Origin of the sequence: Ruegeria sp. THAF57 (assembly GCF_903914075.1) — a bacterium.
GTDB lineage: Bacteria > Pseudomonadota > Alphaproteobacteria > Rhodobacterales > Rhodobacteraceae > Ruegeria.
On sequence record NZ_CAIWNQ010000002.1, the window covers coordinates 596,403 to 611,334 of the forward strand.

A 14,932-nucleotide genomic window follows, 5' to 3' on the forward strand; every position below is an offset into this window, starting at 1 on the left:
GGAAGACGCCAAAAGGGGGCCGCTTTTGTCCACAGTCACGCCAATGATGGCGCAATATCTTGAGATCAAAGAGGTCCATTCAGACGCCCTGCTGTTCTACCGCATGGGCGATTTCTACGAGATGTTTTTCCAGGACGCGGTGAATGCCGCCGAGGCGCTGGACATCGCCCTGACCAAGCGCGGCAAGCACAATGGCAAGGATATTCCCATGTGCGGCGTGCCCGTCCATGCGGCCGAGGGCTATCTGCTGACGCTGATCCGCAAAGGCTTTCGAGTGGCCGTGTGCGAGCAGATGGAAAGCCCAGCCGAGGCAAAGAAAAGAGGCTCTAAATCAGTGGTTCGGCGGGATGTTGTGCGTCTGGTAACGCCCGGCACACTGACCGAGGACGCCCTACTAGAGGCCCGTCGCCACAACTTTCTGGCCGCCTACGCCGAGGTTCGCGACGAAGCCGCGCTGGCCTGGGCCGATATTTCGACCGGAGCGTTCCACGTGATGCCTTTGACCTCGGTCAGGCTTAGCCCCGAACTGGCGCGGCTTGCCCCCTCCGAGCTGATCGTGGGCGACGGGATGGAACAGGAGTTGAATGAAACCGTTCGCGATCTGGGCATTTCGCTAACCCCGATCGGTCGCGCCAGTTTCGACAGCACTGCGGCGGAAAAACGCATCTGCGGGCTGTTTCACGTCGGTGCATTGGATGCGTTTGGGTCATTTGGCCGCGCTGAAGTGTCGGCCATGGGCGCGCTGATCGACTATCTTGAGATCACGCAAAAGGGCAAACTGCCCCTGCTGCAAACACCGTTGAAGGAATCCGAGGACCGCGTGGTGCAGATCGACGCCGCCACGCGCCGCAATCTGGAACTGACGCGGTCTCTCTCCGGTGGCCGCGCCGGATCGTTGCTGTCCGTGGTTGACCGTACTGTTACGCCGAGTGGTGCGCGGCTGCTGGAACAGCGTCTTTCCAGCCCGTCCCGCAATCTGGATGTGATCCACGCCCGGTTGGACGCGGTAAGTTTTGCCGCCGAAGACAGCCTGACCAACTCGGACCTGCGCGAGACCCTGCGCAAAACCCCTGATTTGGACCGCGCCCTGTCGCGCCTGTCGTTGGAGCGCGGAGGCCCCCGCGATCTGGCTGCCATTCGCAATGGGCTGACACAGGCATCGGCAATCGCTGAATTGTGCGAAGGTCAGGATCTTCCGGTCCTGCTGGCAACCGCAGTACAAAACCTTGTCGGCTTTGATGATCTATTGAACCTGCTGGACGAGGCGCTTGTTGCTGAACCACCCTTGCTTGCGCGCGATGGTGGCTTCATCGCTCCCGGTTTTGACGCCGAACTGGACGAAGCGCGCACGCTGCGCGACGAAGGTCGATCCGTCATAGCCGGGTTTCAGAAAAAATACGCAGAGCACACGGGCATCACGTCGTTGAAGATCAAGCACAACAACGTGCTGGGCTATTTCATCGAAACCACGGCTACCCATGCCGAGAAGATGCTGAACCCGCCGTTCAGTGAAACCTACATCCACCGCCAGACGACGGCCAATCAGGTGCGGTTCACAACCGTCGAACTCTCGGAAATCGAAACCCGCATCCTGAACGCCGGAAATCTGGCTTTGGAAATCGAAAAGCGGCTCTATCAAAGGCTTTCTGACGAAATTTTAGCCCTCGCCGCCCGCCTCAATCAAGCGGCCAGAGGGTTGGCCGAACTGGACCTGACCACAGCGCTAGCAGATCTGGCGCGGGCTGAGAATTGGTGCCGCCCAAAAATCGATACTTCCCGCGCCTTCAACATCCAAGGGGGCCGCCACCCCGTCGTTGAACACGCGCTACGCCAGCAATCGGGCGACGCGTTCATCGCCAATGATTGCGACCTGAGCGCCAATCAAGGGGCCGCGATCTGGCTGCTGACTGGTCCCAACATGGCCGGTAAATCAACCTTCCTGCGCCAGAACGCTCTGATCGCCCTACTCGCCCAAATGGGCAGTTACGTCCCCGCCGAACAGGCCCATATCGGCGTAGTCAGCCAGCTTTTCAGCCGGGTCGGCGCTTCAGATGATCTGGCCCGCGGCCGCTCGACTTTCATGGTCGAAATGGTGGAAACCGCCGCCATTCTCAATCAGGCCGACGATCGTGCGCTGGTGATACTCGACGAAATCGGGCGCGGCACCGCCACCTATGACGGCCTCTCAATCGCCTGGGCCACACTGGAACATCTGCACGCCGCAAACCAATGCCGCGCGCTGTTTGCCACCCACTACCACGAACTCACCGCCTTGGCCGGAAAACTCGAAGGCGTCGACAACGCCACTGTCGCCGTCAAAGAATGGGAGGGCGAAGTCATCTTCCTGCACGAGGTTCACAAAGGCGCCGCCGACCGATCCTATGGCGTGCAAGTCGCGCAATTGGCCGGACTTCCCGCATCCGTAGTCGACCGCGCCCGCGTCGTGCTGGACCAATTGGAAAAAACTGAACGTGAAGGCGGAAAGCAAAAGGCGTTGATCGACGATCTCCCCCTGTTCTCAGCCGCGCCACCCCCGCCGCTGCCCGCGCCAAAAACCTCACCAGTCGCCGATATGCTGGACGATATCCTGCCCGATGAACTGACACCCCGCGAAGCGCTCGACCTGATCTACAAACTGAAAGAGGCGGCCAAATCCTGACCGCCCCTTCTTCTGTTCAAAAATACTTCTGCCGGAGGCTTGGCCTTGCAGAGGCCAATCAGCTTGCAGGCGTTGAAGAAACGCCCACCTGAGCCGGACGCAGCAAACGGTCGTGCAGCATGAACCCCTCAGCCGAGACCTGAATGATATCACCAGCCTTGGTGCCCGGAACAGGAGCCTCGAACATAGCTTCGTGAAGATTGGGGTCAAACCGGTCGCCGACTTCGGGTGTGATCACTTCGATCCCGTGTTTCTGGAACACGTTGGTCAGCGCGCGCATAGTCAGCTCGACACCTTCGATCAAACCAGCAGCAACCTCTTTCTGCTCATCGGTGGCGGCCTCAAGCGCACGTTTCATGTTATCATAAACCGGCAGCATATCGCGCGCCAGCTTGGACCCGCCGTACTGCTCTGCATCCCGGCGCGCTTTGTCGCCCCGTTTGCGCGCATTTTCGGCATCAGCCAGTGCGCGCATGAACTTGTCCTTGAAATCATCACGCTCAGCGCGCAGGGCATCAATTTCCAGTGCCTCTTCACTGATTTCGGCAAACTCCTCGGCCAACTCTTCTGCCTCAGCTGTTGCGATATCGTCCAGAAAATCTTCGTTTTTGGGTTCTGCCATCTCTTACCCTCTAGCTCCGGTCGGAAATAAGCTTGCCGACCAGTTGCGCCGTATAATCCACGATCGGCACGATCCGTCCATAGTTCAGTCGTGTGGGTCCAATAACCCCGACCGCACCGATTATCTTTCGATCAGCGTTCATATATGGAGACACCACCAAAGAGGAACCCGAAAGTGAGAAAAGTTTGTTCTCAGAGCCGATAAAAATGCGCACACCCTCGCCTTCTTCGGTCAATTCGAGGAATTCGGCGATATCGCGCTTACGTTCCAGGTCATCAAACAAGGTGCGGATTCGATTCAACTCTTCTGTTTGACCGGGTTCATTCAGCAGATTCGCGCGTCCACGCACAATCAATCGCGCTGAATCGCCTCCGTCTCCGTCCCAGGCGGCCATGCCACTTTCGATCATCTCGCGCGCCAGTACGTCGATTTCCTGCTTACGCGCGTCGATCTGTGTCTGCATCTGACGGCGGACTTCGCTTAGCGTTCGCCCCTCGATCAGCGCATTCAGAAAATTCGCGGCCTCTCGCATGGAACTGGGTGTTTGCCCCGGCGGAGGAGTGAACAGCCGGTTCTCGACAGTTCCATCAGCAAAGACCAGCACGACAAGGGCGCGGTCCTGGGCCAGCGAAACAAACTCGATATGCTTGATCTCGGATTCCTGTTTAGGCGTCAAAACCAATGAGGCACCATGTGTCACGTGTGACAATGCCGATCCCACACGATCCAGCATTCCCCCCACATCACCTGCGTTAGAGCCTAAAGTCTCATCCAATTTCTGCCGATCATCTGCCCCCAGATCGCCGACCTCAAGCAGCCCGTCGACAAACATCCGCAGCCCCTGCTGCGTCGGAATCCGACCGGCGCTGACATGGGGGCTGTCCAACAGGCCCAGAAACTCCAGATCCTGCATCACATTGCGCACGGTCGCGGCGCTGACTTTTTCCGACAAGGTGCGGGTCAGTGTACGGCTGCCCACCGGTTCACCGCTATCCAAATAGCTTTCGACGATCAGCCGGAACACCTCACGCGACCGGTCGTTCATCTCGTTCAGAATTTTGCTCGCTTCGCTCATTGGCGGTCCCCTGCTGGATCGTCATTAAATCGCAGGCAAATGAAAGGTCAATCGGGGTTGCATCGTAACGCCACGGGACGGTATCCCCAACCCAGCAAACAAAGGATTTTCCATGCGACCCTCAGGACGTAATCTAGACGAAATGCGCGCTGTTTCCATCGAGACAGGTTTCACCAAACATGCCGAAGGTTCCTGCCTGATCAAAATGGGCGATACCCATGTGCTGTGTACCGCCACGATCGAGGATCGCGTGCCACCCTTTATCAAGGGTTCGGGCCTGGGTTGGGTGACGGCGGAATACGGGATGCTGCCGCGCGCAACCAACACGCGGATGCGGCGCGAGGCCGCCAGCGGCAAACAAGGCGGACGCACCGTGGAAATCCAGCGCCTGATCGGTCGTGCGCTGCGCGCTGGTGTCGACCGGGTTGCGCTGGGTGAACGTCAAATCACCGTCGACTGCGATGTCATTCAGGCCGATGGCGGCACCCGCTGCGCCTCGATCACCGGCGGCTGGGTCGCGCTGCGTCTGGCCGTGAACAAGCTGATGAAAGCCGGTGACGTCATTTCCGATCCGCTGGTTGATCCTGTCGCTGCTGTGTCCTGCGGTATCTACGCGGGTCAGCCTGTACTGGATCTGGACTACCCCGAAGACAGCGAAGCAGGCGTTGACGGTAACTTCATCATGACCGGCTCGGGCAAACTGATCGAAGTGCAGATGAGCGCCGAAGGTTCTGTCTTTAGCCGTGCGCAGATGGATCAGCTGATGGATCTGGCCGAAAAAGGCGTAAGTGAACTGGCCGCTGCCCAAAAGGCCGCCACCGCATGACCCGCAAGTTCGACGGCGACAGGCTACTGGTCGCCACGCATAACAAAGGCAAGCTTGAGGAGATGGCGCATCTGCTTGAGCCCTTTGGCGTGACAGTCATCGGCGCGGCTGAGATGAGCCTGCCTGAACCGGAAGAGACCGAGGATACTTTCATCGGCAACGCCCGGATTAAAGCCCATGCCGCCGCCAAGGCCACCGGACTGCCTGCCCTGTCGGATGATTCAGGGATTACGATCGATGCGCTGGATGGTGCACCCGGTGTCTACACTGCGGACTGGGCCGAAACCGAAAACGGCCGCGATTTCCTGATGGCCATGACCCGCGCGCATAAAGAACTGGAAGCAAAAGACGCCCCGCACCCCCGCACCGCTCAATTCCGGTGCACGCTGGTACTGGCCTGGCCTGACGGCCACGATGAAGTGTTCGAAGGCATTGCCCCCGGCCATCTGGTCTGGCCAATCCGGGGAAAAGACGGGTTCGGTTATGACCCGATGTTTGTCCCTGACGGCCACGATATTACCTTTGCCGAAATGGATCGCTGGGAAAAGAACAAGATCAGCCATCGCGGTCGCGCGGTGGAGATGTTCGTGAAGGGCTGTTTTGGCGGATGATTGGCGCAATGGGGGCTTTGGCCTATATGTGCATTGGCCCTTTTGCGAGGCCAAATGCCCCTATTGCGACTTCAACAGCCACGTTTCAATAAATATTGATCAAAAACAATGGCTTAATAGTTACTTAAGCGAATTGCGACGCTCCGCCCTGGAAACGCCAGATCGGGTGCTAAATACGATCTTTTTTGGCGGTGGTACGCCGTCCTTAATGCATCCAGACTCCGTAGCCGCCATCATTGATGAGGCCCGCAGCCTGTGGCGGCCTGCCAATGACATGGAAATCACACTTGAGGCTAATCCCGGTTCGGTTGAGGCTGGACGCTTTGCCGCCTATCGCGACGCTGGGATCAACCGGATCTCGATGGGTGTACAGGCGCTGAATGACGATGACCTACGCAGGCTAGGCCGAATTCATACGGTCGCTGAAGCACAAGCAGCGTTTGATATCGCCAGAGCTTGCTTTGACAGGGTTAGCTTTGACTTAATCTACGCCCGCCAGCACCAAACCCTGGCCGCTTGGCGCGCTGAACTGACCCAAGCTTTGTCCATGGCCGTTGACCACCTGTCCTTATACCAACTGACCATCGAAGACGGCACCGCTTTCGGCGACAGATATTCCGTTGGGAAATTGCGCGGCCTACCCGAGGATGACAGCGCAGCCGACATGTATCTTGCCACACAAGAGATTTGCGAAGCCCACGGCCTGCCTGCATACGAGGTTTCTAATCACGCCCGACCGGGGGCAGAATCCCGGCACAACCTGATTTATTGGCGCTATGGCGATTACGTTGGCATCGGTCCCGGTGCACATGGTCGAATTACGCTTGGCGATCGAAAACTGGCAACTGAAACCCACCTGATGCCGAACACTTGGCTAGACGCTGTTCAAAACGGCAGTGGAGAGCGGGAAAGAACCGAGCTTTCAAATCAGGATCAGGCAATTGAGTACCTTATGATGTGCTTAAGGCTAAAAGAAGGTCTATATATAGATCGCTATGAGGCCTTGTCTGGTTCTTCATTGCCGCAAGCAAAATTGGACGATCTGAATGCCATCGGTATGATCGAACAGGTAAACGGACGGGTCATCGCCACCAAGGATGGGCGTGCAGTATTGAATTCTATCATTCGCGAATTGTTGGGATAAGACATGCAATACGTCTGGGCGGCATTGGGATTGTTGAGCGTTGCACTTGCCGTCGTCGGCATCGCCCTTCCCTTGCTACCGACCGTTCCGTTCCTGCTGTTGGCCGCTTTTTTCTTTGCACGCTCGTCTTCCCGGCTTCACAACTGGCTGATCACGCACCGGGTCTTTGGCCCGATGATCCTGGATTGGCAGAATTCCGGTGCCATACGCCCCGCAGCAAAAAAGGCGGCAACCCTCTCGATTGCCGCCGTTTTTGGAATTTCGATTATTCTCTCGGTTCCGAATTACGTGTTGGCAATTCAAGCCATTGTCTTGGGAGGTGTTCTAACCTTTATTTGGACCCGGCCTAACGGCTGAGCTTTGCACAAAGATCGTCAAGCTGGTCCAGATTTTCATAAGTTAGAACGACCTGCCCGGTTTCTGTCCCAGACTTGTGGTTGATGGCAACCTTCATCGCCAAAATTGCAGAGAGGTCTTTTTCAAGCGCCCGCGTATCCGCGTCTTTTCCGGCATCCAGATTTCTGGATTTCGGCGTAGCTTTAACCGGGTCGGCCTGCTCTTTCTTAACAAGCGCCTCGGTCGCGCGAACCGACAATCCGTCGCGTACCACAATCTTCGCCAATTCAGAGGGGTTGCTTGACGTAATCAGCGCCCTCGCATGCCCGGCCGATAGCTTGCCTTCGACTACCAATTGCTGAACATCCATCGGCAAAGACAGCAAACGAAGAAGGTTTGCAATATGGCTGCGGCTTTTGCCAAGGGCCTCGGCCAGCTTTTCCTGCGTGTGCCCAAAACGATCCATAAGCTGCTTGTATCCGGCCGCTTCTTCGACAGCATTCAAGTCAGCCCGTTGAATATTCTCGATAATCGCGACTTCTAAAACTTCGGTATCATCGAAATCACGAACAATGACAGGAATATCATGCAGTTGCGCCATTTGCGCTGCCCGCCAGCGGCGCTCACCCGCAACGATCTCATAGTCGCCTTCAGCAATCTCGCGGACGATCAGCGGCTGAATAATACCCTTTTCCTTAACCGAAGCGGCAAGTTCATCCAGTTGCTCACGCGAAAAGGTACGACGCGGCTGGTTTGGGTTCGCATGAAGTTTTTCGATCGGAACCTTCATGTCCGCACGCCGTGGCTCAGATGGGCGCAACCCTTCTGTTTCCTGCGTTACATCGGCCATCAAAGCCGACAGACCTCGGCCCAATCCCCTAGGTTTTGTTTTTTTGGCTGCCACTGGACCCTCCTACTGCCACTTATGCGGCTTTCTTGTTCTTGTGCATGACTTCGCGCGCCAAATGCCGATATGCCATTGCCCCCAGAGATCCTGAATCATATTGAAGTACAGGCAATGCGTAAGACGGCGCCTCACTGACCCGCACATTTCTGGGTATTTTGGTTTTAAATACCATCTCGCCCAGATTGTCACGCGCGTCTTTTTCGACCTGACGGGACAAGTTGTTGCGGTTGTCATACATCGTCAACACAACACCTTCGATCCGCAGGTCCGGATTGGCGGTTTGGCGGACCTCGCGAATGGTCAGCATCAACTGGGATAAACCTTCCAAAGCAAAGAACTCACTCTGCAATGGAACAAGCACGGAATGGGCCGCGACCATCGCATTGACGGTCAACAAATTAAGGGACGGTGGACAATCTATTAGGACATAGTCCAGTTTGAACTGGTCAACTGAGGTTTGCCGCAGGGCATCGTGCAGCAGATAGCTTCGCTTTTCGTTGGAAATAAGCTCAATATCGGCTGAACTCAGGTCGACTGTGGCAGGAACCACGTACAAGCCGCCAATTTCAGTCTCCTGAATGACGGCTTCCAGAGGGGCATCGTCCAATATCAGGTCGTAGGTCGTCCAATCCCTGTCTTCTACGCCTAGACCTGTTGACGCGTTGCCCTGAGGATCCAAATCTACCACAAGAACGCGGCACCCTGCCTCCGCCAATCCCGCCGCAAGATTTATCGCAGTCGTCGTCTTCCCAACCCCGCCCTTCTGATTGGCTACCGCAATAATCCGGGGCCCTGAGGGACGAGACAGATCAACCACGTGATACTCCTTTGATTTTAAGGATAACGGCCTGAGGTTCAGTTAAACTTGTAATCGGCTCAGCATGGAAATTCCATTCCCTGCGCGCGTCTTCCAGTTCTTTTTTCCACGTTTCGCCTTTCGGCAACAGAGCTGTTCCAGAACTTCCTAAATGCCTATCACAAAAGGACAATAAGACCGACAGATCTGCCAAAGCACGGGCAGATACGACATCCGCATCCAAGGGATTCACGGTTTCGATTCGTTTGGAAACAACGGAACACTTTGCACCACATTCCCGTGCCACTGTTCGCAAAAAGGCGGATTTTCTTTGATCGCTTTCCACAAAAGTGAACTGCGCATTCGGATTCTCTTGTATTGCCATAATCGCGCAGACCATTCCGGGGAACCCTCCCCCGCTTCCTAAGTCTGCCCAATTTCGAAAGGATTCAGCGCAACGATACACCTGGACAGAATCCTTTATGTGTCGCGTCCAAATTTCGGCCAGACTGTTTCGGGAAACCAGGTTAATTTTCGGATTCCATCGCTTTACCAGCTCGACATACTTGGCCAGACGCTCAAATGTTTCACGTGAAACATCCAAGTCACCAAATTGCACGTCACTCATGCCTTGCGGACCTTTTCTTCACGACGCAGTTTCGCTAGAACAAGTGTCAAAGCGGCCGGAGTAACTCCTTCAACGCGACTGGCTTGCGCTATATTCTCTGGTCGCGCATTCGACAGCTTTTGCTTCATCTCCGAAGACAAGCCATCCAGAGCGAAATAGTCGAAATCCCTTGGAATCTCATGAGATTCGTCGCGCTTCATGGCTTCGACATCCCTTTGCTGGCGCGCAATGTAGTTTGCGTATAAGGCATCCCTTTCAACCTGCTTCTGGATTTCCGGATCTGTGTCCCCCAAGCTTGGAACCAGAGGTACAATATCCCCAAACGAAACATCCGGGAATGCGAGAATAGCCATCCCATTTCGCCGATTTCCGTCCTGATTGACGTTGATACCAACTGATCGCATGTCTTTTGGGGTATAGGTGCGGTCCGTCAATATGGACTTTACCGCCGTTAATTTTTCAAGTTTTTCAGAAAAGTGACGCTCTCTAGACTCCCCTACGCAACCGATTTTCAAGCCCAATGGTGTTAACCTTTGATCTGCATTATCAGCGCGCAACGAAAGTCTGAATTCCGCACGAGACGTAAACATACGATAAGGTTCCGCTACTCCGCGCGTCGTCAAATCATCTATCATCACGCCGATATAGCTATCAGCCCGCGTGAAATGAACCGGATCCCGATCAAATGAAAACAAAGCGGCATTCAAACCGGCGACCAAACCCTGTGCCGCAGCTTCCTCGTATCCGGTGGTACCGTTTATCTGCCCCGCAAGATATAGGCCCGAGATTTCCGGAACAGACAGGGATGAGGTTAGGATACGCGGATCTACATAATCATATTCAATCGCGTAACCCGGTTGCGTTATTTCAGCATTCTCCAGCCCCTTAATGGACCGGACATATTGAAGTTGAACATCATGGGGAAGCGAAGTCGATATCCCGTTCGGGTAGATCGTATGATCATTAACACCCTCAGGTTCAAGGAATATCTGATGAGAGTCCTTATCGGCGAACCGAACTATCTTATCCTCAATTGAAGGGCAGTACCTTGGGCCAACCCCGTCAATATGCCCCCCATACATTGCCGAACGGCTTAGGTTTTTCTCAATAATTTCATGCGTTCGCGCATTTGTATGCGTTATGCCACAAGAAATTTGGGGGGCCACAACAGACTTAGATAGAAATGAAAATAATGTGGGTTCATCATCTCCGTCCTGGCGCTCCAGATCGGTCCAGTCGATCGTACGACCATCAAGACGGGGCGGAGTCCCTGTTTTCAATCTTCCCAACGGAAGCTGAAAACTGTCTAAGCGTTGCGCCAACTTTACTGAAGGATTGTCCCCCATTCTTCCGCCAGGGCGGGAAACGTCCCCAATATGTATCACACCCCGAAGGAACGTACCGGATGTAAGAATGACTGCCTTGGCTTGAATCTCAGACCCATCTGCCAATCTGACTCCGCGCACACTCTGCCCATCCATCAGAAAATCGACAACTTCGCCTACCACAATCGAAAGACGTGGCTGGGCGTCGGTCTCTCTCTGCATCGCTGCGCGATATAACGCGCGGTCCGCCTGTGTCCTCGGCCCTTGAACTGCTGGTCCTTTGCGCCGATTCAACAGACGGAATTGAATTCCGGCTTGATCCGCAACACGGCCCATAACTCCGTCCAAGGCATCAATCTCTCTGACCAGGTGACCCTTTCCAAGGCCTCCAATCGCTGGATTGCAAGACATCACCCCAATGTCAGAAGCAGACAAAGTGACCAACGCCGTTTCCGCTCCCATGCGGGCAGATGCATGGGCAGCTTCGGTTCCGGCATGACCCGCGCCGATAACAACAACATCAAAGTCTGAATGTTTCACGTGAAACACTCCCTATTTTCCCAGACAGAAGCTTGCGAAGATTTCATCCAAAAGATCTTCCACGCCTATTCTACCGACCAATGCTTCTAGCGCACGAATGGCCGTGCGCAATTCTTCGGCAGCGATATCATACAAGTCCGGGCCTGATTCCAGAACAGACATTGCTGCACCCAACGCCGCCTGAGCATTATTGAGCGAGATACGGTGCCTTTCGCGGGTTGCAATACCATAACTTGTGGCACGGCCACCCAATATACGCGATATATCGGAGATCAACTGATCCAACCCCTTACCAGTTTTACCCGATATCCCACCTTCAATATCATCCCTGAGGTCGGCCTTCGGCAAAACCTGAATATCACCATCGCGCATTGAAACGCCTAAAGACGCCGGGTCTTCGGTCAGGAATACCCGTAAATCCGCGGCCTCTGCACGTTTTATAGCCAGTTCGATTCCAAGACTTTCAACATGATCCTCGGTTTCGCGCAGACCGGCTGTATCCAACAGCGTGACTGGCAACCCCTCTAGATCCATTCGCACCTCGATCACATCCCGGGTCGTTCCGGCATATTCCGATGTTATCGCCGCATCTCGCCCGGCAAGTGCATTCAACAAGGTGGACTTCCCCGCATTAGGAAGGCCGACAATTGCGACTTCGAACCCTGAGCGAATACGCTCTGCAATACGAACTCCGTCCGCTTCGCGTTGCACATCAGCCATGACACCAGTAACCAAAGAACGGACTTCAGGCGTAACATCCGTCGGAACCTCTTCGTCAGCGAAATCAATGACAGCTTCCAACAGGGATGCGGCGCGGATCAGATCACGACGCCAGCGTTCTGCAAGAGAACCCAGCTCACCGGCCAATATCGTCTGCGCCTGTTTTCGCTGCACTTCGGTTTCGGCATCAATCAGATCAGCCAGACCTTCGACCTGCGTCAAATCCATTTTACCGTTTTCAAGCGCACGGCGTGTGAATTCCCCCGGTTCGGCAAGCCGCAAACCTTCAGTATCGCCAAGACAACGCATCACCGCGTTCACGGATGCGGTACTTCCGTGAATCTGCAGCTCTGCCACATCTTCACCGGTAAAGCTTGCAGGGGCCTGGAATGTAAGTACCAGTCCCTCATCCAGAATTGAGCCGTCAGGCGCAAACAAAGCGCGCACACGCATACCGCGGGCTGGCAGAGTATCCCTGGTTAATGCAGCCACTGCGGATCGTGCCAAAGGACCAGAGAGGCGGATAACCGCCACCCCAGCTTTGCCCTGCGCGCTGGCCAAGGCGAATATCGTATCCATTCGAAGGCCTCGCGTCAGTTAAGACCTGTGTCAGGTGTTCATTGAATCGAAGAACTCACCGTTCGTCTTGGTCTGTTTCAACTTCGACAACAGGAATTCGATCGCATCGGTCGTGCCCATCGGGTTGAGGATACGGCGCAGAACGAAGGTTTTGGCCAAATCGCCCTTGTCGACCAACAGGTCCTCTTTCCGGGTCCCGGATTTGAGGATGTCGATGGCCGGGAACACGCGCTTGTCGGCAATTTTGCGATCCAGCACGATTTCCGAGTTACCGGTGCCTTTGAATTCTTCAAAGATCACCTCGTCCATCCGGCTGCCGGTGTCGATCAGCGCGGTGGCGATGATGGTCAGCGAGCCGCCCTCTTCGATATTCCGCGCCGCACCAAAGAAGCGCTTGGGCCGTTGCAGCGCGTTTGCATCAACACCACCGGTCAGAACTTTACCCGAGGATGGGACCACAGTGTTGAATGCCCTACCAAGTCTTGTGATCGAGTCGAGAAGAATAACAACATCTCGTTTATGCTCGACCAAACGCTTGGCTTTTTCGATCACCATTTCAGACACGGCCACATGGCGCGTTGCGGGTTCATCGAACGTCGAAGATACAACCTCACCCTTTACCGAACGCTGCATGTCGGTCACCTCTTCTGGGCGTTCGTCGATCAGCAGGACGATCAAGTAACACTCGGGATGGTTCTGCTCGATCGAGTGCGCGATGTTCTGCAGGATTACCGTCTTACCCGTCCGCGGGGGCGCCACGATCAGAGAACGCTGGCCCTTACCAATCGGGGCCACAAGGTCGATGACGCGAGCAGATTTATCCTTGATGGTAGGATCCTCGATCTCCATCTTCAGACGCTCTTCGGGGTACAAGGGCGTCAGGTTGTCGAACAGAATCTTGTGCTTGGCCTTCTCGGGCTCTTCAAAGTTAATCTTCGTAACCTTGATCAAAGCAAAATAGCGTTCGTTATCATCAGGTGCTTTGATCTCACCTTCAACCGTGTCGCCGGTCCGCAGCGAATGCTGGCGGATCATGTCGGGCGAGACGTAAATGTCGTCAGGACCCGGCAGATAGTTTGCCTCGGGCGAGCGCAGGAAACCGAACCCGTCCTGCAAGACTTCCAGAACACCGTCCCCGCCAACGGTCCAGCCCTCATCCGCGCGTTCGCGCAGAATCTGGAACATCATCTCGCCTTTACGCATGGTCGAGGCGTTTTCGATCTCCAGCTCTTCGGCCATAGCCAGAAGGTCTTTGGGGCTTTTGGCCTTTAGGTCAGCCAGATTCAGGGTTTCATTGGACATGATACAAACCTTCACCGCTGTCAGCGCGGCACGAAGTGGAATTTCAGTACGGAAGATACGCCGCCCGGACGGGCGTGTTGACCCCTACATAAGGGTGGCGTTTGGCGGAGTCAAACCACCGTTCTGACCCTTGCGCGCAAAAGTGCCCTCAGAACTTCAGAATGACCGCCAGAACGATGATCACCATCAAAACGGTCGGAACCTCGTTCATCATGCGATACTGCCGCCCAGTGAGCTTATTTCGCCCCTCAAGGAAGTCTGTGCGCCGAGCCATCAGCCAATGATGAAACCAGGTCATACCAATCACGGATATGCCTTTGACCCAAGGCCATGCAAAATTCCAACCGACGATACCCGGCGTAAACACCATGATCAGGCCACAGACCCAAGCCACAATCATTGCGGGGCGCATGATCACACGCAGCAGCTTTTCTTCCATTTCAAAGAAGATTGCCTCAGCCCCATCGACAGTCTGTGCTTTTTCGACGTGATAAACGAATAGTCTGGGTAAATAGAACAGGCCTGCCATCCACGAGATTACCGCCATGATGTGAAGAGACTTCACCCATGGGTAAATCGCGAAAAGAAAATCCGTCATCTTGGCTCCGAAGATTACTCAGAACCCTCCCTAATAAAAAAATAAGAAAAGAAAAAGGAAGATGGTTTTGTAGGGTGAACAAAATCAGTGGATTACTTTTTTACACAAGTATTTTCCCCAGGTGGATAGAAACCCTCTGAGAATAGGTGATTCTGTAGAGGGAATTTATTTCATAATAAAATCATGTACTTAAATCTTCATTAAGATGGTAAATCTGGGGATAACTCTTTGGGTAACATATGAAAAGTCGCTTATCCCCGCGTT

At 54.7% G+C, this 14,932-nt stretch carries 14 protein-coding genes; 5 read left to right on the forward strand and 9 right to left on the reverse strand.

The genetic code is table 11. From position 1 onward, the window contains the following. Nucleotides 1–43 precede the first annotated feature (43 nt). Nucleotides 44–2,659 carry a DNA mismatch repair protein MutS gene (mutS, locus tag RUESEDTHA_RS06960; protein WP_180885947.1) on the forward strand — a complete coding sequence of 872 codons (2,616 nt, stop codon included), beginning with the start codon at nucleotides 44–46 and terminating at the stop codon, nucleotides 2,657–2,659. Between the two features lie 58 nt (nucleotides 2,660–2,717). Here the strand turns inward: mutS and RUESEDTHA_RS06965 are convergent, their stop codons facing one another. Together RUESEDTHA_RS06965 and hrcA are read right to left on the reverse strand one after the other, a co-directional pair. Next, entirely contained in the window at nucleotides 2,718–3,281 is a 564-nt protein-coding gene (locus RUESEDTHA_RS06965; RefSeq protein WP_171123804.1) for a nucleotide exchange factor GrpE, read from the reverse strand. Between the two features lie 10 nt (nucleotides 3,282–3,291). After that, nucleotides 3,292–4,356: a heat-inducible transcriptional repressor HrcA gene (gene hrcA / locus RUESEDTHA_RS06970; RefSeq protein WP_180885573.1), complete on the reverse strand. Its 1,065-nt coding sequence runs from the start codon at nucleotides 4,354–4,356 to the stop codon at nucleotides 3,292–3,294. A gap of 112 nt (nucleotides 4,357–4,468) precedes the next feature. On the opposite strand from hrcA, the gene rph reads away from it, so the two are divergent. Genes rph through RUESEDTHA_RS06990 form a run of 4 tightly spaced genes read left to right on the forward strand, consistent with a single transcriptional unit; the run spans nucleotide 4,469 to nucleotide 7,294 of the window. After that, entirely contained in the window at nucleotides 4,469–5,182 is a 714-nt protein-coding gene (rph, locus tag RUESEDTHA_RS06975) for a ribonuclease PH (RefSeq protein ID WP_180885575.1), read from the forward strand. Then, on the forward strand, nucleotides 5,179–5,793 hold the full coding sequence (rdgB, locus tag RUESEDTHA_RS06980) for an RdgB/HAM1 family non-canonical purine NTP pyrophosphatase (RefSeq protein WP_180885577.1): 615 nt from the start codon (nucleotides 5,179–5,181) through the stop codon (nucleotides 5,791–5,793). Before rph ends, rdgB begins: the two co-directional genes overlap by 4 nt. Then, a complete protein-coding gene (hemW, locus tag RUESEDTHA_RS06985; RefSeq protein WP_180885579.1) occupies nucleotides 5,783–6,937 on the forward strand; it encodes a radical SAM family heme chaperone HemW in 1,155 nt (384 codons plus the stop codon). Before rdgB ends, hemW begins: the two co-directional genes overlap by 11 nt. A 3-nt stretch (nucleotides 6,938–6,940) precedes the next feature. Continuing rightward, a complete protein-coding gene (locus RUESEDTHA_RS06990) occupies nucleotides 6,941–7,294 on the forward strand; it encodes a YbaN family protein (protein ID WP_180885581.1) in 354 nt (117 codons plus the stop codon). Here RUESEDTHA_RS06990 and RUESEDTHA_RS06995 read toward each other — a convergent pair. The 7 genes from RUESEDTHA_RS06995 to RUESEDTHA_RS07025 form a co-directional block, all read right to left on the reverse strand. After that, nucleotides 7,284–8,177, reverse strand: coding sequence for a ParB/RepB/Spo0J family partition protein (locus RUESEDTHA_RS06995; protein WP_171240450.1), 894 nt, complete (start codon nucleotides 8,175–8,177; stop codon nucleotides 7,284–7,286). The two genes, RUESEDTHA_RS06990 and RUESEDTHA_RS06995, sit on opposite strands and share 11 nt — an antisense overlap. A gap of 19 nt (nucleotides 8,178–8,196) precedes the next feature. Next, nucleotides 8,197–8,997 (reverse strand): ParA family protein, encoded by an 801-nt coding sequence (locus RUESEDTHA_RS07000; protein WP_171123791.1) that lies wholly within the window; start codon nucleotides 8,995–8,997, stop codon nucleotides 8,197–8,199. Then, a complete protein-coding gene (rsmG, locus tag RUESEDTHA_RS07005) occupies nucleotides 8,990–9,604 on the reverse strand; it encodes a 16S rRNA (guanine(527)-N(7))-methyltransferase RsmG (RefSeq protein WP_180885583.1) in 615 nt (204 codons plus the stop codon). Before rsmG ends, RUESEDTHA_RS07000 begins: the two co-directional genes overlap by 8 nt. Continuing rightward, nucleotides 9,601–11,469 (reverse strand): tRNA uridine-5-carboxymethylaminomethyl(34) synthesis enzyme MnmG, encoded by a 1,869-nt coding sequence (mnmG, locus tag RUESEDTHA_RS07010; protein WP_180885585.1) that lies wholly within the window; start codon nucleotides 11,467–11,469, stop codon nucleotides 9,601–9,603. Before mnmG ends, rsmG begins: the two co-directional genes overlap by 4 nt. Before the next feature lie 12 nt (nucleotides 11,470–11,481). Beyond that, entirely contained in the window at nucleotides 11,482–12,768 is a 1,287-nt protein-coding gene (gene mnmE / locus RUESEDTHA_RS07015; RefSeq protein WP_180885587.1) for a tRNA uridine-5-carboxymethylaminomethyl(34) synthesis GTPase MnmE, read from the reverse strand. A 30-nt stretch (nucleotides 12,769–12,798) separates the two neighbouring features. Next, nucleotides 12,799–14,070 carry a transcription termination factor Rho gene (rho, locus tag RUESEDTHA_RS07020; protein WP_171123784.1) on the reverse strand — a complete coding sequence of 424 codons (1,272 nt, stop codon included), beginning with the start codon at nucleotides 14,068–14,070 and terminating at the stop codon, nucleotides 12,799–12,801. 148 nt (nucleotides 14,071–14,218) lie between these two features. Beyond that, the gene (locus RUESEDTHA_RS07025; protein ID WP_180885589.1) at nucleotides 14,219–14,668 is read right to left on the reverse strand and encodes a CopD family protein; all 450 of its coding nucleotides are present in this window, start codon (nucleotides 14,666–14,668) and stop codon (nucleotides 14,219–14,221) included. Between the last annotated feature and the right edge of the window lie 264 nt (nucleotides 14,669–14,932).

Excerpts from the sequence above, each read along its gene's own strand:
- mutS (WP_180885947.1), top strand. The coding sequence starts at position 44 with ATGATGGCGCAATATCTTGAGATCAAAGAGGTCCATTCAGACGCCCTG.
- RUESEDTHA_RS06965 (WP_171123804.1), bottom strand. The coding sequence starts at position 3,281 with ATGGCAGAACCCAAAAACGAAGATTTTCTGGACGATATCGCAACAGCT.
- hrcA (WP_180885573.1), bottom strand. The coding sequence starts at position 4,356 with ATGAGCGAAGCGAGCAAAATTCTGAACGAGATGAACGACCGGTCGCGT.
- rph (WP_180885575.1), top strand. The coding sequence starts at position 4,469 with ATGCGACCCTCAGGACGTAATCTAGACGAAATGCGCGCTGTTTCCATC.
- rdgB (WP_180885577.1), top strand. The coding sequence starts at position 5,179 with ATGACCCGCAAGTTCGACGGCGACAGGCTACTGGTCGCCACGCATAAC.
- RUESEDTHA_RS06990 (WP_180885581.1), top strand. The coding sequence starts at position 6,941 with ATGCAATACGTCTGGGCGGCATTGGGATTGTTGAGCGTTGCACTTGCC.
- rsmG (WP_180885583.1), bottom strand. The coding sequence starts at position 9,604 with ATGAGTGACGTGCAATTTGGTGACTTGGATGTTTCACGTGAAACATTT.
- mnmE (WP_180885587.1), bottom strand. The coding sequence starts at position 12,768 with ATGGATACGATATTCGCCTTGGCCAGCGCGCAGGGCAAAGCTGGGGTG.
- rho (WP_171123784.1), bottom strand. The coding sequence starts at position 14,070 with ATGTCCAATGAAACCCTGAATCTGGCTGACCTAAAGGCCAAAAGCCCC.
- RUESEDTHA_RS07025 (WP_180885589.1), bottom strand. The coding sequence starts at position 14,668 with ATGACGGATTTTCTTTTCGCGATTTACCCATGGGTGAAGTCTCTTCAC.